This window comes from Armatimonadota bacterium, assembly GCA_016223145.1.
GTDB lineage: Bacteria > Armatimonadota > Fimbriimonadia > Fimbriimonadales > Fimbriimonadaceae > Nitrosymbiomonas.
On record JACRPN010000012.1, the window covers coordinates 130,048 to 151,120 of the forward strand.

General features: G+C 60.5%; 18 protein-coding genes and 1 tRNA gene. 9 read left to right on the forward strand and 10 right to left on the reverse strand.

From position 1 onward, the window contains the following. The first annotated feature begins 175 nt into the window (after positions 1–175). The 5 genes from HZC36_10800 (at position 176) to HZC36_10820 (ending at position 6,106) form a co-directional block, all read left to right on the forward strand. Positions 176–1,012 carry a hypothetical protein gene (locus tag HZC36_10800; protein MBI5707462.1) on the forward strand — a complete coding sequence of 279 codons (837 nt, stop codon included), beginning with the start codon at positions 176–178 and terminating at the stop codon, positions 1,010–1,012. Positions 1,013–1,140: 128 nt separating this feature from the next. Continuing rightward, positions 1,141–2,295, forward strand: coding sequence for a homogentisate 1,2-dioxygenase (locus tag HZC36_10805; protein ID MBI5707463.1), 1,155 nt, complete (start codon positions 1,141–1,143; stop codon positions 2,293–2,295). 367 nt (positions 2,296–2,662) lie between these two features. Continuing rightward, on the forward strand, positions 2,663–5,614 hold the full coding sequence (locus HZC36_10810) for a DUF3427 domain-containing protein (protein MBI5707464.1): 2,952 nt from the start codon (positions 2,663–2,665) through the stop codon (positions 5,612–5,614). Between the two features lie 62 nt (positions 5,615–5,676). Further along, entirely contained in the window at positions 5,677–5,934 is a 258-nt protein-coding gene (locus tag HZC36_10815; protein ID MBI5707465.1) for a DUF2784 family protein, read from the forward strand. 19 nt (positions 5,935–5,953) lie between these two features. Further along, complete coding sequence (locus HZC36_10820) at positions 5,954–6,106, forward strand: hypothetical protein (protein MBI5707466.1); 153 nt, start codon at positions 5,954–5,956, stop codon at positions 6,104–6,106. Between the two features lie 310 nt (positions 6,107–6,416). On the opposite strand, the gene HZC36_10825 is transcribed toward HZC36_10820, so the two are convergent. The 5 genes from HZC36_10825 to HZC36_10845 form a co-directional block, all read right to left on the reverse strand. Further along, positions 6,417–7,484: a hypothetical protein gene (locus tag HZC36_10825; GenBank protein ID MBI5707467.1), complete on the reverse strand. Its 1,068-nt coding sequence runs from the start codon at positions 7,482–7,484 to the stop codon at positions 6,417–6,419. Between the two features lie 96 nt (positions 7,485–7,580). Beyond that, on the reverse strand, positions 7,581–8,201 hold the full coding sequence (locus HZC36_10830; protein MBI5707468.1) for a TetR/AcrR family transcriptional regulator: 621 nt from the start codon (positions 8,199–8,201) through the stop codon (positions 7,581–7,583). A gap of 89 nt (positions 8,202–8,290) precedes the next feature. Beyond that, positions 8,291–8,644 (reverse strand): type II toxin-antitoxin system PemK/MazF family toxin, encoded by a 354-nt coding sequence (locus HZC36_10835; protein MBI5707469.1) that lies wholly within the window; start codon positions 8,642–8,644, stop codon positions 8,291–8,293. Next, on the reverse strand, positions 8,622–8,879 hold the full coding sequence (locus HZC36_10840; GenBank protein MBI5707470.1) for a hypothetical protein: 258 nt from the start codon (positions 8,877–8,879) through the stop codon (positions 8,622–8,624). The genes HZC36_10835 and HZC36_10840 overlap by 23 nt, the downstream gene beginning before the upstream one ends. A gap of 42 nt (positions 8,880–8,921) precedes the next feature. Then, a complete protein-coding gene (locus HZC36_10845) occupies positions 8,922–11,030 on the reverse strand; it encodes a right-handed parallel beta-helix repeat-containing protein (protein ID MBI5707471.1) in 2,109 nt (702 codons plus the stop codon). Between the two features lie 50 nt (positions 11,031–11,080). Between HZC36_10845 and HZC36_10850 the strand changes: the two genes are divergently transcribed. The 3 genes from HZC36_10850 to HZC36_10860 all read left to right on the forward strand — a co-directional run bounded on the left by HZC36_10850 (position 11,081) and on the right by HZC36_10860 (position 16,040). Continuing rightward, a complete protein-coding gene (locus HZC36_10850; GenBank protein MBI5707472.1) occupies positions 11,081–13,195 on the forward strand; it encodes a right-handed parallel beta-helix repeat-containing protein in 2,115 nt (704 codons plus the stop codon). Positions 13,196–13,226: 31 nt separating this feature from the next. Beyond that, entirely contained in the window at positions 13,227–14,489 is a 1,263-nt protein-coding gene (locus HZC36_10855) for a DegT/DnrJ/EryC1/StrS family aminotransferase (protein ID MBI5707473.1), read from the forward strand. A gap of 267 nt (positions 14,490–14,756) precedes the next feature. After that, the gene (locus tag HZC36_10860) at positions 14,757–16,040 is read left to right on the forward strand and encodes a hypothetical protein (protein ID MBI5707474.1); all 1,284 of its coding nucleotides are present in this window, start codon (positions 14,757–14,759) and stop codon (positions 16,038–16,040) included. 147 nt (positions 16,041–16,187) lie between these two features. Here HZC36_10860 and HZC36_10865 read toward each other — a convergent pair whose 3' ends face one another. Both HZC36_10865 and HZC36_10870 read right to left on the reverse strand, forming a co-directional pair. Next, complete coding sequence (locus HZC36_10865) at positions 16,188–16,841, reverse strand: peptidylprolyl isomerase (GenBank protein MBI5707475.1); 654 nt, start codon at positions 16,839–16,841, stop codon at positions 16,188–16,190. 153 nt (positions 16,842–16,994) lie between these two features. After that, positions 16,995–18,035: a phosphoribosylformylglycinamidine cyclo-ligase gene (locus HZC36_10870; protein MBI5707476.1), complete on the reverse strand. Its 1,041-nt coding sequence runs from the start codon at positions 18,033–18,035 to the stop codon at positions 16,995–16,997. A gap of 137 nt (positions 18,036–18,172) precedes the next feature. On the opposite strand from HZC36_10870, the gene HZC36_10875 reads away from it, so the two are divergent. Beyond that, positions 18,173–18,248: transfer RNA gene (locus HZC36_10875), tRNA-Lys, on the forward strand. 17 nt (positions 18,249–18,265) lie between these two features. On the opposite strand, the gene HZC36_10880 is transcribed toward HZC36_10875, so the two are convergent. From HZC36_10880 to HZC36_10890, 3 genes are read right to left on the reverse strand one after another with little or no spacing between them, the layout of a single operon-like run. After that, entirely contained in the window at positions 18,266–19,960 is a 1,695-nt protein-coding gene (locus HZC36_10880; GenBank protein MBI5707477.1) for a hypothetical protein, read from the reverse strand. Next, positions 19,957–20,520, reverse strand: a complete 564-nt coding sequence (locus HZC36_10885) for a hypothetical protein (protein ID MBI5707478.1) — start codon at positions 20,518–20,520, stop codon at positions 19,957–19,959. The genes HZC36_10880 and HZC36_10885 overlap by 4 nt, the downstream gene beginning before the upstream one ends. Next, positions 20,517–20,981, reverse strand: coding sequence for a hypothetical protein (locus HZC36_10890; protein MBI5707479.1), 465 nt, complete (start codon positions 20,979–20,981; stop codon positions 20,517–20,519). The genes HZC36_10885 and HZC36_10890 overlap by 4 nt, the downstream gene beginning before the upstream one ends. Positions 20,982–21,073: the final 92 nt, after the last annotated feature.

A 21,073-nucleotide genomic window follows, 5' to 3' on the forward strand; every position in this document is an offset into this window, starting at 1 on the left:
CGAGGGGCGAACTGCTTTTGGACTGTGGCGACTTGTCGCCGCTATGCAGGAGGGAGGAAGTGTGAAAGGGTGGAGGAAAAAATGGGGCTCCATTCCCCTCATCCCTTCATCTCCTCATCTCTTCACTTCCGCTCTTCCACCCCTCCAAACTCCCCCTCCCGGGTACCTTTCACCCGTGCCCGAGACCCTCACCTTTCCCATTCGCTCCGACAAACTGACGATGTCGGTTCAGGTCAAGAGCCATCTGCTCCACGAGCAAAGCGCCTTTCAGACGATCGACTTCTACGACACGGAGGCCTTCGGCAAAATGCTCTTCCTCGACGGGCACGTTCAGCTCGCCGAGCTCGACGAGCACGTGTACCACGAGTGCCTGGTGCACATCCCACTGTTCAATGTCGTCGAACCGCGCCAGGCGCTCATCGTGGGGGGCGGCGATGGCGGCGTGCTGCGGGAACTGCTCAAATGGCCTCTCGAACGCGTGGACATGGTCGAAATCGACGAGCATGTCATTGCCGCCTCCAAAAGAGCCTGGCCCGAGCTCAGCGCCGGTGCTTTCGAGGACCCCCGCGCCAACGTGATGATCCAGGATGCGTTCGAGTTCGTGAAGACCTGCCGCGAGACCTACAACCTCGTTGTGATGGATTCCACCGATGTGTATGAAGAGGAAGACGCCTCGCTCTCGCAGATGCTGTTCACGCGAGAATTCTATGCCGACCTCTTGAGGCTGCTCTCCGACGATGGTTTCGTCGTGACCCAGGCCGACAACCTGGTGTTCTGCCCCTACTCGCTCCTAGCGATCCAGCAGGAGTTTGGCGCGGTGTTTGCGCGGACGGGCTCGTATCACGCGGTGATCCCGAGTTTCGGGGGCTACAGCGGCTATTGCTGGGCGAGCAGGGGGGCAGAGGTGTCACCCACTTTGCCAAAGGGAGCGGGCGTAGAGGGGCTCCGGTTTCTCAATCAGGCGCGCTATGCGGCGGCTTTTGAGGCGCTGCCGTTTCCTGCATTGGGATAGGCAGGCGTCAAGGCTGCATGTCTCGCTGACATGCTTGGCGCGCGTCCCTAGGCTCAGGTATGCAATCTTTGATTGCGGCGCCCCCTCCCCCCAAGTAAACTGTCCCCCACATCCCGGAGCAACCCACCATGCGCTATCACCGCCTAGGCCAACTTCCTAAAACCCGCCACTTGCAGTTCCGCAACCCCGAGGGCGGGCTCTACCCCGAGGAGCTCATCAGCACCATCGGCTTTTCCAGCATCTTCTCGTTGCTGCACACCCACTATCGCCCCACCGAAGTAAAAGGATTTGAAGACAAAGGGAGTGCGGAGGTCGAATTCTTACCCGAAGGGCCGCTGCACCACCGCCACTTCAAGACAGCGCGCCTGACCCCCAGGGGCGACGCCGTCAGCGGCCGCGTGCCGCTGATGGGCAACTCGGACTGCCTGTGGAACCAGGTCTACGCCGCCGAGCAAATGCCGACCTTCTACAAGAACGCCGAGGCCGACGAGATCGTGTTCGTCCACGACGGCGAGGGCGAGCTTCAGTCGAACTTCGGCACGGTGCCTTTCCGGCCGGGGGACTACCTGGTGGTTCCGCGCGGGGTCATCTGGCGGCTGGGGTTGTGGAATTTGCCGGTGCGCATGATCATCATGGAGAGCCATGGGCCGGTGGAGATCCCACGACGCTACCGCAACGAGTACGGCCAGATGCTGGAGCATGCGCCCTACTGCGAGCGCGACTTCCGGCCGCCGACAGAGCTGGTCACCCACTCCGAGCGCGAGGACCATCAGGTGCTGATCAAGGCGCGCAACCGCTACACGATGTACACCTACCCCTATCACCCGCTGCAGGTGGTCGGGTGGGACGGCTACGTGTATCCGTACGCGTTCAACATCCACGACTTCTGCCCGATCGTCGGCAAGGTGCACATGCCGCCGCCGATCCATCAGACCTTCCACACGCCGGGGTTCGTGGTGTGCTCGTTCTGCCCCAGGGTGCTGGACTTCCACCCCGAGGCGGTGCCGATCCCCTACAACCACTCGAACGTGGATTCGGACGAGGTGCTGTATTACTGCAACGACAAGTTCGGGTCCCGCAGGGGCATCGAGGAGGGCTCGATCACGCTGCACCCGCTGGGTATCCCGCACGGCCCGCAGCCGGGGGCCGAGGAGGCTTCACTCGGAGCGACGCGAACCGAAGAACTTGCGGTGATGATGGACACGTTCAAGCCGCTCAGGTTGACCAAACAGGCTCTGGAGATCGAGGACGGGGAGTACTGGAAGAGCTGGCAGAGCCGATGAGAGACGTGAGAATGGCGAGTGTGGTGAGAATGGTGAGAGTTGATCATCCTCACAGCTAGTCACTTAGGGAGTGACATAGGATTTGAAGGGAATCCGGAGTCGGAGGGCGAACCCTTTAGCGGAATGTAGCCTCTCGCCATTCGCGTCTCGCAAATCGTCAATCGTCATTCGTCAATTCCCTCTCATGGTCCAATTCCAGGTCTTTCCCCGCTCGAAACGTGCGTCCCGGCGATGGAGGCGGTGGCGGAGGTGTTCAATCGCCATGCCGAATAGTGTCCTTCAGTGCCCGGCCAAAGAAGGTGAAACACATGCCAAGTTCAGGCTGCCATGGAATTGAGCGCCGCTATGCTGTGATCGTATGCCATCTTTGAGCAAAGGCGTTTATGATGAACTGGTTACGGCTGCATTGCGCGTCGAACTCGAGACCTTGCCACCGACGCTCAAGGCACGGATAGATCAGCTCGCACCCGAGGATGCGACAGACTATCTCGCCCGCCACATAGCGTCCCGCGCTCGCGAGTACTTGGTTGCGATTAGAGAAGCGGCGCCGGAGGACAGCCTGATCCGTTCGGCGAACGCCATCCTAGGGTTTGCCGGCTCCCAGCAAAACGCTGAGGCGGCCGTTCTTCGCGCGATCCATGACGCAGTCGTTGAGAAGGTCAACTTCCCCTTGATTCCCCTGGCGCAGAGCGCTCTGGTGACGAACGACCAAGGTCTGAACTATCACACCGTATTGCGCTCTGAGATTTCTTCGGCCGATCGAATAGATCTCATTTGCCCATTCATTGGCAATCAAGGGCTGAATCTCATTCTCGACCTCTTGAAGGACTATGGGAGCCGGTTGCGGGTGATCACGACGACGTACCTTGGCGCTACTAATCAGCGAGCTCTCGACAGACTTGCCCAAACTGGCGCCCAGATCAAGATCGTGTACGAAAGAAGTGAGCAAAAGACCGGACTCCATGCCAAATCGTGGATTTTTCATCGCAATACCGGCTTCACTACAGCTACAGTAGGCTCGTCCAATTTGTCGCCAAGGGCTCTAGTTGATGGCTTGGAGTGGAATATCCGCTTGTCGCTGAAGGATGCTCCTCAGGTACTCCAGGAACTAATCGTCACTTTCAACAGACTTTGGGAAGATCCACTCTTTGAGTTGTTCGATCCGGAAAGGGATGCGGATCGACTGAAGAGAGCGCTGAGGTCTCAAAGGGCTGACCAAGACTCGATCGCTTTCTTTGCTGACCTTCATCCGCTACCGCACCAGCAAGAGGCGATGGACGAACTGGCGTATGCTCGGCTTGAGGGCAAGACGGAGAACCTAGTTGTCGCAGCAACCGGCACGGGGAAGACCTTGCTGGCTGCTTTTGACTACAGTCGGCTTTGCCGCGAATACGGCGGACGACCTACCTTGTTGTTCGTGGCGCACCGTGAAGACATCCTCAAGCAGTCCATTGGTGCATTCAGAGCTGTAATGAAGGACAGCGATTTTGGCGAGCTGCACGTTGGTGCGGAACGAGCAGATGACTGGCGACATTTGTTTGCGTCCGTTCAGTCGCTATCTCACAGGAATCTCGTTGAGATCTCACAATCGCAGTTTGATGTGATCGTTATCGACGAATTCCACCATGCCGAGGCGCCGACCTATCTTCGGCTCCTCGATCATTTCAGGCCGAAGCAACTCGTCGGCCTAACCGCCACCCCCGAGCGAGCTGACGGACGTAACGTCATAGAGCGGTTCGGCACGCCAACCTACGAACTTCGGTTGTGGCATGCGCTTGACCGCAAGCTTCTCTGTCCCTTTCACTACTTTGGGATCGACGATCAGACCGATCTAACAGATGTGACTTGGGTGGGCGGTCATTACGCCGACGCCGAACTTGACCTTCATCTTGTCGATCGAGGCGCAGATCGGGCTCGAATCATCATCCGCGAACTGTTGGAGAAGGTTGAGGACGTGGACCGAATGCGCGTCGTTGCGTTTTGCGCGACCATTAGGCATGCGGTGTTTATGGAGGCTCAGTTCCGATCCGCCGGGCTGGACGCTCGCGCACTCCATTCTGGCTTGCCTCCAGAGGAACGGAAAGCGCTCGTTCAGAGCTTTCGAAGAGGAGACCTCTCGATAGTTTGCACTGTGGATCTGTTCAACGAGGGTGTCGATATTCCTGAGATCAACACAGTTCTATTCCTGCGGCCGACGGAGAGTGCGACAGTCTTCATACAGCAACTCGGCCGCGGGCTACGCAATCACTCTGAGAAGGGCGCCCTGACGGTTCTTGACTTTGTCGGGCAGCAGAACCGGCGCTTCCGAATGGATCTGCGGTTTCGTGCCATGACCGGACTAACGCGTGTAGACCTGGAAAAGGCGGTTAGGGGCGAATTCCCGATGCTTCCTCCAGGATGCCATATCAGACTTGACCGAGAGACGCAAGACCGCGTGTTGCGCAACGTGCGGGAAGCGATTCCTTCAAGTACCAGAGCCATTGTGGACGAACTGCGCCGGATGCATGCGGCTGGGAAGGCCATCACGCTGGGCTCATTCCTTCAAGAGTCGGGGCTCGAGCTTTCAGACCTGTATAAAGGCCGGAGCTTCAGCATTCTGAAGTATGCCGCGGGACTGACATCGCGCGAATCGCAGGATAGCAAACGCGTGGGTTCCTTCACGCACATTGACGATCTTAGGCGTATTGATGGATATCGAGCTTGGCTTGAAGGCGCAGAGGGTGATCCCCGATGGGAACGCATGATAGCCATCCCGCTAAATCGGTCGACGTCCCTGGACGGACTCGATTCCATCGCGAAGGACGAGTTGCTTGAGCTGCTGTCGGTCGTCGAAGAGCGAGCCCAGCACCGTCCGGCAATAGGCAGCGATCTCCCATTTTCGCTTCATAGTCGCTACACGCGCGACGAAATTGTAGCGCCCTTCCGCGAGAGACCCGACTCAATGAGGCAAGGAACATTCTACGTTGACGAACTGGGACTGGACGTACATCTTGTCACGCTTCGCAAGTCCGAGCGCGATTTTTCGCCAACGACTCGATACGCCGACTACTTCATCGCGCCAGATCAGCTTCACTGGGAAAGCCAGTCGACCACTACCGCGTCTTCGCCTACAGGTGAGCGGCTCTGCAAAGGACTGGGACGGCACCTGTTCTTCGTTCGTGAGCAGAAAGTGGAGGACGGTCGCACCTCCCCGTTCACTTGCCTGGGCCTTGCAAATCCCATAAGCAGCGAGGGAGAGAAGCCGATAAGTCTCCTCTGGAAGCTAGAGCACGTCGTTCCAGATCACATCTTCGTGCGCTTTCGTGCAGCGGCGGGCTAGCTGCAGAAGACGAGCGAACGGCGGGACGCGAGAAGGCAGAGATCGGCCCATAATCCGTTCAGATGTTCTGGTTGGCGGTTGGGAATGCGGCGTTCTTCGTGTTTCACACGGCGCTGATTCTGTTCAACCTGTTCGGGTGGGTGAGCCGGAAGACGCGGAAGTGGCAGCTCGTCACGCTGGGGCTGACGGCGTGCTCGTGGCTCGTGTTCGGATTTTGGCGCGGGTGGGGGTATTGCCTTTGCACCGACTGGCACCTGCAGCGACCCCCCACCCGGTTCGGACTGCGTCCTCACCGACCTCTCCCCCAGGGGGCGAGGTGATGACAAAGACCAGTCGCGGATGTACGTTCAGCTCATGATCCAGACGCTGACCGGCTGGCGGCCCTCGGACGAGGCGACGATGTGGATCACGGGCGGGGGGTTTGTGTTTGGGCTGGTGATGGGGGTGGGGATGGCCGTGCGGGACAAGAAAGCGATGCGCGATACGCGATGAGCGATGGGGAAGGCGAGAGGCGAGAAGCGAGAAGCGTGGGGATTGACCATTGACGAATGAGGGAAGCGCTAGGGAATTGACGATTTTCGATTTACGATTTACGAATGTGGGAGGCCCTAGGGAATTGACGATTTACGATTGACGATTGACGAACGGAGAGGGAATGCCGCCCCTCGCAGGGGGTTGAAGAGGCAATAGACATTAGGCATTAGGCATTAGGCATTGGGCATTGGGCATTAGGCGTTGGGCGCAGGGCACTACACGTTAGGCAATGAGGTGGCGAGTTAGGCCCTGACGCGACCGGCGCCCCCTACTTCTTCGGACGTGAAAACGAGATGCCCACGCCGTCGAGAGCGATCTTGGCGCGCTCGGCGGAGAGAGCCTTGTTCGGCTTGCCATCGAACGTGCCTTCCCAGCTCACCGGCAGCTTCAGGCCGCCAAAATCGCCAAAGGCCGTGTAGCGCAGCACGATCTCGCCGACAAGCGCACCCGTGCCTCGGCCCGTCGTCTTCAGCGACAGCGGCTTGCCGGTTGTGGGCTCAAGGGTTAGCACCGCCGAAGTGCCGCCAAACCAAACTTCGACGTTGGCGCCATCTTGCGACGCGGCGCGCTCGATGGCCACGAAGTCCTTGTGCTTTCGCGCCTTCAGAAGGGTCAAGAGCCTTAGGTCTCGCACCCTTTCCATGGCGCGCCGTTGAACCGGGTGCATCGGTTCCACGTCGCTGCCTGCGGCAAAGAAGCCGTCCTTTGGCGTGGAGACGGAGGAGTATTCGCTGCTGTTCCACTTGCTGATCATCGCGACCTCGCCAGGGAACCTGACGGCCAATACCTCGCTGTGGTCGAACTTGTTTCCGCCGGATTCGACGACTTCTTCGGTCAGCTCTCGATACCAGTTGGTCCCGTCAACCCTGCTTGATCCACCGCACCAGGTAACGGCCTTCTCGACCCAGCTCCTCCCTGCGGCAAGCTGTGGGGCTGTGCCGCTGGGGCGGGGCGCATCGCGATCTACCAGGCGGTCTGCATTGGCGAGAAAGCGGGTCCGGCAACCGTCGGATGCGAAAACGTAGAGCTTGCCTGCGTGGACCGCAAACCGTTCGGTGGACCCTCGGCCCGAGAGCGGCCCCATGCTGCCACAAGCGCCGCCGAGCTGGACTTCGTACCTCTCTGGAGCGGCAAGAAAGGCGCGTCGGTTCGCCTCGTTGGCGAAGAAGTAGCGGTACCCATAGCGATCGGCAAACAGGGTTTCCCTGCCGGGGGTCTCGGCCTTGCGCTCGATCAGCTCGACGACGTCCTTTTTGAACGCACCAATGGAGTGGTCTTTGAGGTTGGCTGGGCCCTGAATGGGCGCAAGGGCGATGGCGGCGACGAGATTTAGCATGGCGACACTTCCAGATCCGACGGTCTCAGCATTCTAACACAGTTTTTATTGAACGATCAACTAAGTTGATTTTCCGCAGACGATTTGTGGTGCTGATCAGGCCCTTCTGGGTTGCGCCCAGGCCGTGCCGTCGGCGATCAGGCGGTCGTAGTGGTCGCGAAGTTGGGAGATGGCTTGGTCGAAGGGATCGAGGCTCCGATACGATTTTGAGAGCATGACGGCTCCCTCCATGACGGCCAGGGTATAGGCTGCGAGCGCCGCACCTTCGACGTCCTCTGGGAACCGTCCGGCCGCGGCCTGGATGCACTCCTCGATGGTTTTTCGCCAATTGTCGAAGTTGGCGGAGACCAATTGCATGGCCTTTGGATGGCTGTTGGCGAGCTCTAGCGCAAGGTTGCCGATGGGGCATCCGTACTGGAAGTCCGTCATCATGATGACTTGTCGGTAGCCGTCCAGGACTCCAAAGATGCGCTCAACGGGATCGTCCACGCGCTCAAACACGGGCTTGAGCAAGCCCTCGTAGATGTTGTCGCGATACCATTCGAGCACGGCAAGAAGAAGGTCCTCTTTGGTCGGGAAGAAGTAGTAGAGGCTTCCGCTATTGACGCCCGCTTGCTTGAGGATTTGAGCGACGCCCGTAGCGTTGTAGCCCTGAATCAGAAACAGGTCACGTGCCGCCTCGATGAGGCGTTCTCTGGTGTCGGCGTGATGTGCCATCTGAGTTGAACGATCACTCAACAGGATAGCACAGGATTACGGGAATGCTCTTGTGAGGAGCATTCTTTCTGCCAGGCCGCGGCAGTGCCTCAGACTCTTCTGAGGCCCAAGGCGAGGCTAAGGGCCTCGTCGACCTGTTTCATCGCCTGATCGGAAAGGGTTGCGTAGACGCCGACAACTCGGCTCTTATCAATCGTCCTCAGTTGCGACAGCATGACCTTCGACCGGCGGTCCAACCCTCTATCCGGCGGTTCGATCAGAGCCTCGAATGGGTAGATCCGTTCGGTCTTGCGGCTGGTAATTGCCGCAACGGTCACGACCGGGCTGTGCTCGTTCATTATGTCCGGCGAGATCACGAGCGCCGGGCGCTCACCAGCTTGCTCGGAGCCGGCGACGGGGTCCAGACGGACCCGAACCACATCACCCCTTCGGATTGGACCCACGCTCAAGCTCCTCCTCGAGGGGCAGATACTCGCGCGCCGTTTCGCGGGCGATATCGGCCATCTCCCTGCATCCTGCCGCAATTTCGTAACGGAGCCGATCTCGCTGCCGGCGGTCCAGCCATTCGGTGATCAAGCTCCCGATGACCGCGCTTCGCTTTCCTGGCTCGACCACGGATTCAAAGGTCCCCACGGCTTGTTCTGGCAGAGAATACGTACGCTTGACTTGCCGGTCCATCCCACTACTCTACCATACGTTTATTGGTATGAATCTATGAACTCACGGAAACGCCCGGGGCAAGAGCTTCCTTTCGGCAAGGCCGCGGCAATCGAGCTGGGTGAAGGGGACGAAGCCGATTGTGAGCGCCGGGGAGCCAGGTTTGAGGCGGAAGTCGCCTTTGGCCGGGTCCATGAACATCGGGTCGGCGATCAGGGAGTGGACGTCTTGGCCTTTGCTGCGCCAGGCATCGAATGTCATGCCCGCGAAGTCGAACGATTGCGGATCTCGGATTGTGGATTGCGGATTGGGAACCCGCCAATACAGGTTGTTATCGAGCCTGAAGTTGTCGCCGGTCCAATTGCTGCCGAGCAGCGGAGCGTCGCCGAAGAGCACGAGATTGCGCTCCATCGTGAACGAAAGGTGAGGCTCGGCGCGGGTGCGCATGAGCTGCGCTTCCTTGCCGAAGGCGAACACGTTGTTCCGGATCACGTTCTCCTTGCCGTAATGCTGGTGGAAGCCCGCGCTCTTGGTGCGGAACGCGACGTTTTTCTCGACCAGGATGCCGGTGCTGCCTTCGTCCGGGTAGATTCCCCATCCGCCGTAGCTGAAGCTTTGGATGTCATGGATCTGGTTGCGCTGGATGACGGTGCCGGCTTGCGGGCCAAGCGTGTAGATGCCGCCCATATCCGACAAAACTCCCTGTCCGATGTGGCCGATCCGGTTGCCTAGGATCGTGTTGTGGTGCGCGCCGTTCTCCTGGTAGCCCCACGACCACCCTACCGAAATGCCTGTGTAGTAGAGGTCCCAAATGAAGTTGCCGCCGACGTGATTGTGGGGGTTCTGGCCGATCCACACGCCCACCGCCGCCGGATGGAGGCGCCCGCCGCCGTGGATGGAATTGGCGACGACCTGGCAACGCTCGGTGAGCAGTTCCGGATCCTTTTGCCAACTCATTTCGCCGATCTTGACGCCGCCCGCGCCGAGGTCGGACAATTCGTTCTTTGCGATCGTGATGCGCTTGCAGGCGGGGCCGATGTCGATGGCGTAGGTTCCCGTGCGAGCGATCGTGTTGCCCGAGAACGCGCAGTCTCGCGTGCCGGAGAAGTTCACCGCGCCGCGCAAGTCTGCTTCGGCCTGAGGGAAGTTGCGGCCTTCGGGTGGCGCTACCCAGTTGGTGCCCTCGAGGTGCAGGCCCGTGAAGACGACGTGTTCCACCCATTTGCGCTTGTCGGTATCGCCTCTGAACTCGATGAGCGAAGTGGCGATCGGCGCCTCGACTTTCAGGACGGCCAGCTTCTCGCCGGGTTTTGGGATGTAGGTCAGATCGCCGGTCGGCTTGTCGAGATACCACTCGCCCGGCTCCGACAACGCCTCCTTCACATTCTCGACCAGGAAGCGGTAGCCCTTGTTGAAGTCGCGCCACCACGCATCGGTGCCGGTGGGAGCCTTGAAGGTGACAACGTTGGCCTGCGCGTCCACCGACTTGATGCGATTGCGCGACATGATCCACTCGTGGAAGTTGAGCACGTCCACGTCGTCGCGGTTCGCCCAATCGCCTCGAATGTCGCCCGGATGAAACTGAAACCGGTCGTTGCCCTTGCCCTTGGATTCGGGCGTGGGGTCCACGTGCTCGGCGACCGTGTGATAGCCGTTCTTCGGAAGCCTGGGCCGGTAGCGCCGCTCGCCGTTGACAAAAAGCTGGATGAAGTCCCACTTGCCGGCTTTGACTTCGGGCAGGTTGGTCCGGAACCAGCCGTTGGGGAGCTTTCTCCAGCCCGAGATCGGTTTCATACCGGAGATCACGGCTGGCCTCTCCTTCATCGAGCGGGCAGCGGGCCCTTCCCAGCGGCGGGGGGCTGCCTTCGTCCCGGAGTCATCGGGCTCGAAAACCAGGGGATTCGCCAGGCGATAGAGGCCGGAAGCGACGTGGACCGTGGCGGGCGAGGATCTGGGTACCAGACGAAGCCTGAGGCGCGCGGCGTCCAGCGTGGCCAGCGGGCCGTCGGTCTTGGCACGGTTGGGTCTGGATAGCCGTCCCGACCATCGGTCGTTTCCCGTGGGATCAACGTAAAGGGTCACCCCGGCTACCGGGGCGGCTGCGAGGATGCAGAGCGCGGCGATCATGGCGTTCGCTTTTGAGTTCGCTCTGGCGTGTCGGTGATCCTGCACGCGCCCAAAGTGAAGCAGGTCAGGCTGCGCAATAGATCGAATCTTGGGTCATGCTTGCGATCCTAATCGGTGCTAGCCTTTCCATCATGGGAGCTCAGACCGCCCCTCAGCCTTACCGCGAACTGGTGATCACCAAGGACACGGTGCTCACCGCCTCAGACGTGTTGCGTACGCGGATCGTGGTCAAGGCCGACCACGTGACCCTGGATGGGGGAGGGCTGACGCTAAGCGGACCTGGCAAGCCTGGAGACCTCAAGACCTTCGAGGAAGCGGGTATCGGCGTGCTCGTCGAGGGCTGCACCAACGTCACGGTCAAGAACCTGAAGGCTAAGGGCTTCGCCATCGGTCTGAAGGTGAAGGACTGCACGGCGCCGGTGGTGGAAGGGTGCGACTTCTCGACCAACTACCACAACCCGGAGCACGGTTGGGGCGAGCTTCCCGCGCGGGGCGGGATGATCCTAGAGGGTGTGAAGCTTGGCGTGTTCCGGAACAACAAGGCTAATCAAGTTTGGGACGCGCTGAGCCTCACGAACTGCGACGACAACCTATTCCTCGACAACGACTTTTCGCACACGTCGAACACGTGCGCGAAGCTCTGGACCTCGAGCCGGAACAAGTTCCTGAACAACGACATGAGCTACGGCATCCGCATCGACCGCGACAAAGGCGAGGTCCACGCGAGGGACTCCACTAGCGTGCTGATCGAGTCCGGTTCGAACGACAACACGTTTTATCGCAACAAGATCACGCATGGCGGCGACGGCGTGTTCATCCGCCCGCTGAACGGCTGGATCTCGAAGGGGAACGTGTTCATTGAGAACGACACGAGCTTCGCGAATAACAACTGCGTGGAATCGTGGAGCCCCGGCAATACGTTCATCCGAAACGTCGCGAACAGGGGGTCGTACGGGTTTTGGCTCGGCGGCAGCGACCAGACGACCCTGATCGGCAACGAGGCGAGCTATAACGGTTTGCCGACCGGATATCACAACGCGCCGGAGGGAGGCTTCGCGCACGGCGGGATCGTGATAGTCGGTGGCACAAGCTCGCACAGCTTGATTTCCGGGAACAAGCTGGTGGGCAACAACGGCGGCGGGATCGTGTTCCGGGGCGACACGGCCACCAAGGGCGCCGCCTGGAGGACGTTGCATTGGGTGGTTCAGCAAAACCGCATCGAGGACAACAAGTTCGGGGTCTGGGGCAGGTATGGCGACTGGATTCACCTTGGAAACAACGTGCTGATCGGAAACGACAAGGAGGACGAGATATCCGACACCGAGCACCTGATCCGTGCGCCTTGGGACGAGAAGATCACTCGGGCGCCGATCGCGCGGCTCCGAGGGCCGGAGCGGGCCGAGGCCGGGCAGGAAGTCGTGTTCGATGCGAGCGGCAGTTCCGATCCGGCGGGGCTCGCCTTGACCTATTCTTGGCGGTTCAATGCGGAATCCGCCGAAGGCCCGACCGTGCGCCGCAAGTTCGACAAGCCCGGCTACTACCGTGTGGGGCTTAATGTGTCGAACGGGGCATTGGCCGGGATGGCGTTTCGCGACCTAATTGTGGCGGAAAGCCCCACCCTTGTTTCGGCTCGGCGAAATGAGGGAGGGGTTGGGGTGGGAGACCCGATAGGCCGGGAACTCGGTACCGAGGGCTCTGCCGCCCAGTGGACCGGTGAGCAGCCGGGCGCCACGGAGCCCGACGGCGGCCTGATCTTCGCCGACGATACCGATTCGGTGATGGGCAAGACCTCGCTCAGGTGGAGCCCAAACCCCTATAAGGGACTCTATGCGACCGCGATCTTCCCTCGCGACCGAAAGGCGGATTGGGACCTGAGCAAGAGGAAGTCGCTGGTATTTTGGATGAAGGCCGAGAATCCGAACATCCCCGGATTCCAGGAGCCGGGTCCAGTGGTGCGGCTCTACACGGCAAAAGGCACCATCAAGATCCAGCCCTCCAAAGGCGCGAACCTCTATGTGAACCGAATGCCCTACAGCGAGGCGCGTTATTTGTGGATGCGCGTGGAGATTCCGCTTGCGGGCAACGACGATTGGGAGCGGACGGTCGAGGGCACGCCCGACCTGAAGCACGCAAACGCCTTCAGCCTGTCGATGGACGCTTGGGGCGGCGACCCGTTTACGATTTGGCTGGACGGATGGAGGTTTGAGTGAGGGACAAAAGGCGAGAAGTGAGAGGCAAACGATGATCAAGCTTGCCATTCAGGGCGGGGAGCCCATTCGAAACACCCCCTTTCCACGGTGGCCGGTGTGGGACTCGGCTGAGGAGGAAGCTGTTCTTCGCGTTGTGCGGAGCGGCGCTTGGTGGCGGGTCGGCGGGCATGAGGTCGAGCGCTTCGAGCAGGAGTTCGCCGAGGCGCACGGAGCCCGGTTTGGGATCGCGAACACCAGCGGCACGGTGGCGCTAAGGCTGGCGCTATGGGCGTGCGGCGTGAGGGCCGGCGATGAGGTGATCGTGCCGCCGTACACGTTTCTGGCGACGGCGACGGCGGTGGTCGAGCAGAACGCGACGCCGGTGTTCGTGGACATCGACCCCGAGACCTATAATCTCGATCCCAATAGAATCGAGGCGGCGATCACGCCGAGAACCAAGGCGATCATCCCGGTTCACTTTGCCGGTCGAGCGGCGGATATGGAGCGGATCCTTGATATCGGCCGACGACATAAGTTGTCGGTGATCGAGGACGCGGCACACGCGCACGGTGGCGCTTGGAAGGGAAAGGGGCTGGGTTCGATCGGCGCAATGGGATGCTTCAGCTTCCAGGACAGCAAGAACATGACCTCCGGCGAGGGTGGGATCGTGATCACGAACGATGAAGCACTGGCCGAGGAGTGCCGCTCGATACACAACTTCGGGAGGCGGCCCGGCGGGGCCTGGTATGAGCACAACCTGATGGCCTCGAACTACCGGATGACCGAGTTTCAGGGGGCGGTGCTGCGGTGCCAGCTTGGGAGGCTTGCCGATCAATCTGCCACCCGAGAGACCCATGCGGCGCGGCTCACTTCGCGGCTATCCCAGGTTCCCGGAATTGCCCATCAACCCAGGGGGGAGGATGAGACCGTGAAGGCATATCACCTTTACCTTTTCAGGTTCGATGACGAGGCCTGGGGGTTCTCGCGGGAGACGTTCGTCAAAGCGATGAACGCGGAGGGGGTTCCGGTGGCTGCGGGATACCAGATTCCTCTTTACCGACAGCCGATCTTTTCCGGTCCTGACTTCGGGCCATACACGGCGGCGTTCGAGCAGAACCCGACGCTCGACTATCGACAGGTGCATTGCCCCGTCGCCGAGCGGGCCTGCTCGACGGAGGGTTGCTGGATGCACCAGTCGGTGCTGCTGGGTTCTGAGAGGGATATCGACGACATCGCGGATGCGTTTGAGAAGGTGTGGGAGGGCCGAGCATCGCTCCAGACTGACTCCCTCTCTCCCCATGGGGAGAGACCGTAAGCGTCAGCGAACGGAGTGAGGGTGGAACACGGCAGAAAACCTCCGTCATGTTCGGAGTTTCCATCTCTCCCCATGGGGAGAGACCGTGAGCGTTAGCGAACGGAGTGAGGGGGTTCTCGCGTGGCCAATCATCGTATTGCCCGGGTAGTCGGAATCTTGGCGGGGGTTCACCCTCACACTGTTCCCCCGATGATCGGGGTCACAGCCTCCCCCTCGAGGGGGAGGAGATAGCGGTGGAATCATCGAAGGTCACTGAGAGGACTGATCATGTTCAAAGCAGGAGCATCTCAGGTCGACATCAGCCCGCCCGTCGGTGTTGAGTTGTCGGGGTTTGTGGCGCGGGAACAGCCGTCGGTTGGGGTGAATGATCCGCTGTTTGCGAATGGGCTGTACCTCGACGATGCCGAGGGTGGGACATTTCAGTGGCTCCACGCAGATTTGCTCGGATTCGATGGTCCAACCTGTTCGTGGATTACCGATGCCACGCGTGGGGCAGTGAACTACTGGCTATTGAGGCGCTTCGCGATTTCGGCGACTCACACCCATTCGGGACCACCTCTGGCTCAGCTTAACAACTGCGGGGCGTGGGAACCTGGTGACCCATTTTCGGATCGGGATCTTCAGTACATAAGCGACCTTTGGGAGAGCTTTCCGCGGGCATCGGTATTGGCGTCGACGCGACCCCAGCCGGCCACCCTCCACCTCGGCCGGGCGGAGTGCACCTTGAGCAAGGACCGCCGCGGGTTTGCCAGCGCGCATGTGGACCATCGGCTCGGTGCGCTGGGGATCAAGAGAGAGGATGGGAGCTACCTGGCAGTTCTCGCGAACTACCCGTGCCACCCGGTCGCGCTGGGCGGGCAGAACCGCAAGATCAGCGGCGACCTGCACGGTTTTGCCGCCGACCACTTGTCGCGCAGCCTGCCCGGGCGGCCGGTGGTGCTGTTCACGAACGGCGCCTGCGGCAACCTGAACCCTCCCGACGTCGGCGTGGACTTCACAACCTGTGAGGCCTGGGGCAAGCAGATGGCGGACTCCGCCCTCGAAGCGCTTGAGCACGCGGAGGAGATCGAGGGGCCCATCAAGGCCGCCGACGAGACGATCCGGCTCCCCGTGGAAGAGCTTAGCGACGCGGAGCTTCGAGCGAGAGCGGAAGCGCTGCGCGCCGAGATTCGGGACTGGAACAACGAGTGGGTGGGGCGTGCCTGTGAAGCCGTGGACATGTGGGAGCGGTGGATGGAGCCGCTCGACCACCGCTGGGCGCCCCAGGAATTGCCGCTTCAGGCGATCCGCATCGGGCCGCTCAAGATCGCTTGCTTCGGGGCGGAAGTGTTCTCGACCATGGGCGACCACCTGCGAGCAGATTGCGGCGATCCGCTGTGGGTCGTGGGTTATGCGAATGGTCTGATCGGCTATGTGTGCCCTGAAGTCGCTTACGACGAGGGCGGCTATGAGCCCGCAAGCTCCTTCGTCTACTTCAACAAGCCGCCCCTCAAAAGGGGGTGTTTTGAGATGGCGAGGGAGAGGATGGCGGCGCTGTTGAATGGCCTGTAGGTCGGTTGGATTGGTTGCGCCGGCACGGAACCGGCGGCTACATTGATCCCAACCTTCGTGTGGGACCCTGGTTGCGCCGGCACGGAACCGGCGGCTACGCTGTTCTTGACATACAGACCAAGAACCCGCGCACCCGCACCGACAGACCTACTTCACCGGCCACTTGGCGAAGGTGACCTTCTTGATGATCGCCGGGTTGCTGGCGAGCGGGTTGTCGTTTCGGTCGCGCTGCAGGTTGACGATCTTGTCCACCACGTCCATGCCAGTGACCACCGCGCCCCAAACCGTATAGCCCTCTGAACGAGGAACCAGCTTACCGCCGGAGAACTTCGGGTTCAGGAAGGGGACATCGGCCACGCAGATGAAGAACTGGCTGCCGGCAGAGTCGGGATCGGGCGTGCGCGCCATGCTGAGGATGCCGCGCAAGTGCGGAACGTCGTTCATTTCGCCCTTGATCGTGAATCCCGGGCCGCCCATGCCATCGTTCATTCGGTTGTCGTCTTTGGAGTTCGGGTCGCCGCCCTGGATCATGAACCCGGGGATGACGCGGTGAAACTTGGTGCCGTCATAAAATCCCTTCTTGGCGAGCTTCTTGAAGCTCGCGACGTGCCCGGGCGCCTTATCTTGGAAGAAGCGCAGCACGATCTTGCCGAGGTTTGTGTCGAGGATGGCGACCTCTTCGCCTTTGGCGGGCTTAGCGCCTGGCTTGTACTGGGCGTCGGTTCCAGGCTTGGGCTTAAGGACCTGCGCGAACGCCGAAAGGGCAGCGAGCGTGAGAAGGGAGACGAACAACAGCTTCATGGCTACAGATTCTGAACGAATCGAGCCCTGTTTTGGTTTCCCGGGTTTTTCAGGCGCGTTTCAGAAGAACCCTGTAGGGTGGGCGTCTCGCCAGCGAAACCTAGGCCTCGGCCCGGCAGGCCACCGTACCCGATGCCCCGATGCGGCAAGCGGCTAGACGATCTGAACGTCGTGTGGCCCGCTCTGGATCTGTCCGATCACCGCCGCCGCCTCGCCGCTTTGGTTGAGCTGCTGTACGACCGCCGCCGCCGCATCGGCGTCTACCAGGAGGACCATTCCGATCCCCATGTTGAATGTGCGAAACATCTCTTGATCGGGAACGTTTCCGGCCTCTTGGATGAGCTGAAAGATTGGGAGCGGGGTCCAGGTGCGCCGATCGACGATGCCCTGCATATCGGTCGGAAGCGCGCGCGGCAAGTTGTCGTAGAGGCCGCCGCCGGTGATGTGCGCCACGGCCTTGACCCCGAACTCCTCTTGGAGCAGAGGATAGACAGACTGGAAGTAACACTTGTGGGGCCGGAGCAGCTCGGCGCCGATGGTTGAGTTGAGCGTTGGGATTTCGTCGCGCACAGAATAGCCCGCGATCTCAAAGAGTGCTTTGCGTGCAAGCGAGAAGCCGTTGGTATGGAGCCCGGTGCTGGCGATTCCGACCAGCGCGTCGCCACTTTGGGCCAGACCGCGAGGGAAGCGCCTATCGAAGTCTACGACGCCCACGATGGAGCCGATGATGTCTATCTCTTCGTCGTGATAGACGCCGGGAAGCTCGGCAGTCTCGCCTCCAAGAAGCGGCATCTGAAGCTCGGTGCAGGCCTTGGCGATGCTGCCCACGACCTGTTGGAACTGCTCCGACTGGATCATGGAGGTCCCAAAGTAGTCCATGAAGAACAGGGGCCGGGCGCCTTGGCAGAGGATGTCGTTCACACAGTGGTTGACGATGTCGAAGCCGAGCCCCGAAAAGTCGCCCATCATGGCGGCCACGCGGGTTTTTGTCCCTACGCCGTCGATGCTCGACACCAGAACCGGTTGCTGAATGCCCGGAAAGCTGGCGTGAAAGAGGCCCCCAAACCCGCCGACGCCTGCCACGACGTTTTCGTTGTAGCTGGCTCGAATATCCGGCAGGACCGCCCGCAAGGAACGGTGCGCCGCGTCGATATCGACACCCGAGCTCTGGTAGGTCAGCGTTTCATCCGGCATCGGAGGGACTGTACCCCGCTTGGCCGTATCGGAAAGGACCACCTCCGCTTGGAAGGGAAGGGGTGGCGCCGCGATGCCGGTCGGGGGCAGCCATTGTGCCTTTGCCGCTGCTCCTCAGGTACCCTACGCCCCGGTGTGAGCCGGTAGCTCAGTCGGTAGAGCAACGCCCTTTTAAGGCGTGGGTCCTGGGTTCGAGTCCCAGCCGGCTCACCAAACCTACTTGAGAGTCGCTAGTTTTCGGACTCGCCCATCGAGGATTGGCTTGTCGTGATGCGCTCCCGCCATGCCTTGGTCTTCACGGTGTAGTACTTGTTGTCGCCGGGCATTCCGGGGGGAAGGTTGTAGGTAAGCGTCGGCACCTGGTAGATCTTGGGGACGTTTGTGCCCATATCGAAGTAGTTCGAAACGAACGTGCCCAGCACTTGGTTCTGCTTTCTGCTAACGACCTTTCCTTGGGCGTAAAACGCGCCGGCAAGGCTCAACTGGGCATCACCCGATCCGCAAGCCAGGTTCAGATTCCCAAGGGCCAGCAGGCCGATGCGGGCCTGGGTCGGAAAGAGCTTGCCAGAGACCGGCAAGAGGCTGCAGCTGATCGAGATGTCGCTTCGGCCATAGATGGTGCCGTTCCCATCGTAAGTGATGAGCTCCTTGGAGTCGCCCAACTGCAGTCCGTTCGCAAAGCGCACAATTCCGTTGACGGTGAGTTTGGCAGGGGTAGTGCTCGTCTTGGGAACAAAGGACATGCTGTTGCCATAGGCGTCTGGACCGTAGCTGAAAGCGGTTGTGGTCGCCGTGATCATGGTCTTGGGGATGGTCATGGACCGTGCCTCCAGATAGGCTTCCTGAGTGTCCCAAACGGTCCCATAGGAGTCTTTATAAGCCTTTGCCCCCAGACCGTTGACGAACGGAAATTCGATCCCAAGGAACCCAAGGTCATAGGTGTTGCTGGTTCCGTTGTCGCTGAAGACCTGGCTCGCGCCCTGGTTACCCGTGTAGCCGTCGCTCACGTACGATCCGTCGATCTTGCCTTTGGCGAGTCCCCCGTTCAGGTCGGCGGCTTCGCCGATGTTGGCGGATCCATTGATCGAGATGCGCCCGTGCTTGGCGCGGACCTCGGTGCCAAGCTGTTCGACGCCGTTCAGCGATGGAGGAGGAGGCACTTTCGCCAGCAAGCCTGAATCGATCCCGTAGTAGTTGTTGCCGATATAGGCGCTGCCAGACATCGTGCTGTTCAGGTCCGTTTCGGTCAGCGGAGGATCGTAGCTTCCGTTCTTGTTGTAGTCCTGATAGGGCTCCGCAGCATTCCAAATGTGGTCGCCGTTGGCGTCGGTGAAGGGTTCGCCTGGGTCCCACACGCCGTTGTGGTTGGAGTCCGTATAGGCCTCTGCCGCGTCCCAATGGCCGTTGTGGTTGACGTCGGAATAGGGCTCGCCTTCACCGAGAATATGCACGGACCCGCGGATGTCCACGTTGCCGTTGATGGATTGGCCGAGCGCGCCAGTCCCCGCGAAGATCGCGTTGTTCCAGATGCCTACGTTGCGGCTGTCCACAAACATGCGCAGGCTCTTTTTGAAGCCGTTATAGGTGCAGGTCGAGGTGATCCAGGCCTTTCGGGCGTCGCTGGTCGGCTGGACCTGAACCGTGACCGCAGCCCCAGGGGCAATCTCCGCGATCGCCGAGTTGATGCTCGACTCCAGCGACTCGAAATTGCCCTGGTTTTCGTCCATCTCGGAGTAAGACTTGGCGATCTGGTACTCCAGGCCCGCTTGGGCTGCCTGGAACGCCATTACGGCATCGCCGTCCCTCATGGAGCGCTTCATCGACTGCACGGCGAGGCCCGAGACTCCGACGCAAAAGACGAGCAGGACCGTCATGCCGAGGAGCAAGAAGGCCGACATGAACCCTTTGGTGCGGTGGAATTTCATTGTGCGTTCCTCAACAAGACTGTGGATTTCATGCGTTGAGATCTCCGTTCGCCACCCACCAGCTCGCTGGTGATCAGGTTCACCGTCACCGCACGTCCAGAACCGATGGTGTTCAACTGGAATGGAGGCACATACTCTTGATATTGGGAGGAGCCGGAATCGGGATCTTCGAGAAGCAGGTTGTCCACGAGCACGCGGTCCGTATCGCCATCGTAGAGCTTCCCATCCAGGACGTAGAACTCGTGCGACACCCCGTCCGAAACCACGGGAATCAGGATTTCCCTTTCACCCGTCACCGTGTCAGAGGCTGAGGCGCGTTTCGGGAGGTTGTAGACGATGGTCGATCCATCTTCGGAAACGCTGACGTTGACGGCTTCGCGGATCGTCTCAAGCACGTGCCGTATGCCTTGCGCGTTGGACTGCGAAAGGACCGTGTCCTCGTTGGCACGAGTCATGGAGCGAAGCCCTGATATATAGAGCGTGGTCATCCCGAACAGGACAAACGATAGGAGCGACGTGCCGATGAGCAGTTCCACCAACGTGATGCCCCGTTTTCTCATTTGTAGCCTCCCACGATGGTGCCGGTGGTGAAAGTCTGCGACTTGCCGGATGTGCTGGTCCACGAAATGGTGATCAAGACCTTCTTTGATCCGGCTGCGATGTCGGAAATCGTCAGCGTTCCCTCTCCGTCTTTGAGCATCGTCGCCGGGCTGTAGAGCGAGGCGTCGTCCATGGGGATGTTCGTGAAGCTGAACGGCTGGCCGTATTGGCCGTCATCGATCAGGTGCAGGCCGGAAAGGGTCTCCGCATTGAGGTCAGAGGGCTTTAGGAGCTGAAGGTGCTCGGACATCTTGGAGGCGAGTTGGCTCGCGACCGAGTGTTCATGGGCGATCTTCTCTGAGCGGTCGAGCACCGGATAGAGCGAGTAGAAGGCCGCAGCGCCGAGCGCAAGCACGAACACAGCCGCGAGCACATCGAGGAAGAACACGCCGCGATCGCGACGAGGACTCCGTCTCGGCATGGGACTAAGGACGTCTATCAGCGCTCGGCTCTGCGCGGCCACGATAACCTTATTCCATGCTTGTCCCGACCCATCACGCCATGATAAACACG

What these genes read in the sequence shown, in the direction of transcription:
- HZC36_10805 (MBI5707463.1), top strand. Translation starts at nt 1,141, where the DNA reads ATGCGCTATCACCGCCTAGGCCAACTTCCTAAAACCCGCCACTTGCAG.
- HZC36_10815 (MBI5707465.1), top strand. Translation starts at nt 5,677, where the DNA reads ATGTTCTGGTTGGCGGTTGGGAATGCGGCGTTCTTCGTGTTTCACACG.
- HZC36_10820 (MBI5707466.1), top strand. Translation starts at nt 5,954, where the DNA reads ATGTACGTTCAGCTCATGATCCAGACGCTGACCGGCTGGCGGCCCTCG.
- HZC36_10825 (MBI5707467.1), bottom strand. Translation starts at nt 7,484, where the DNA reads ATGCTAAATCTCGTCGCCGCCATCGCCCTTGCGCCCATTCAGGGCCCA.
- HZC36_10830 (MBI5707468.1), bottom strand. Translation starts at nt 8,201, where the DNA reads ATGGCACATCACGCCGACACCAGAGAACGCCTCATCGAGGCGGCACGT.
- HZC36_10840 (MBI5707470.1), bottom strand. Translation starts at nt 8,879, where the DNA reads ATGGACCGGCAAGTCAAGCGTACGTATTCTCTGCCAGAACAAGCCGTG.
- HZC36_10850 (MBI5707472.1), top strand. Translation starts at nt 11,081, where the DNA reads ATGCTTGCGATCCTAATCGGTGCTAGCCTTTCCATCATGGGAGCTCAG.
- HZC36_10855 (MBI5707473.1), top strand. Translation starts at nt 13,227, where the DNA reads ATGATCAAGCTTGCCATTCAGGGCGGGGAGCCCATTCGAAACACCCCC.
- HZC36_10860 (MBI5707474.1), top strand. Translation starts at nt 14,757, where the DNA reads ATGTTCAAAGCAGGAGCATCTCAGGTCGACATCAGCCCGCCCGTCGGT.
- HZC36_10865 (MBI5707475.1), bottom strand. Translation starts at nt 16,841, where the DNA reads ATGAAGCTGTTGTTCGTCTCCCTTCTCACGCTCGCTGCCCTTTCGGCG.
- HZC36_10870 (MBI5707476.1), bottom strand. Translation starts at nt 18,035, where the DNA reads ATGCCGGATGAAACGCTGACCTACCAGAGCTCGGGTGTCGATATCGAC.
- HZC36_10880 (MBI5707477.1), bottom strand. Translation starts at nt 19,960, where the DNA reads ATGAAATTCCACCGCACCAAAGGGTTCATGTCGGCCTTCTTGCTCCTC.
- HZC36_10885 (MBI5707478.1), bottom strand. Translation starts at nt 20,520, where the DNA reads ATGAGAAAACGGGGCATCACGTTGGTGGAACTGCTCATCGGCACGTCG.
- HZC36_10890 (MBI5707479.1), bottom strand. Translation starts at nt 20,981, where the DNA reads ATGCCGAGACGGAGTCCTCGTCGCGATCGCGGCGTGTTCTTCCTCGAT.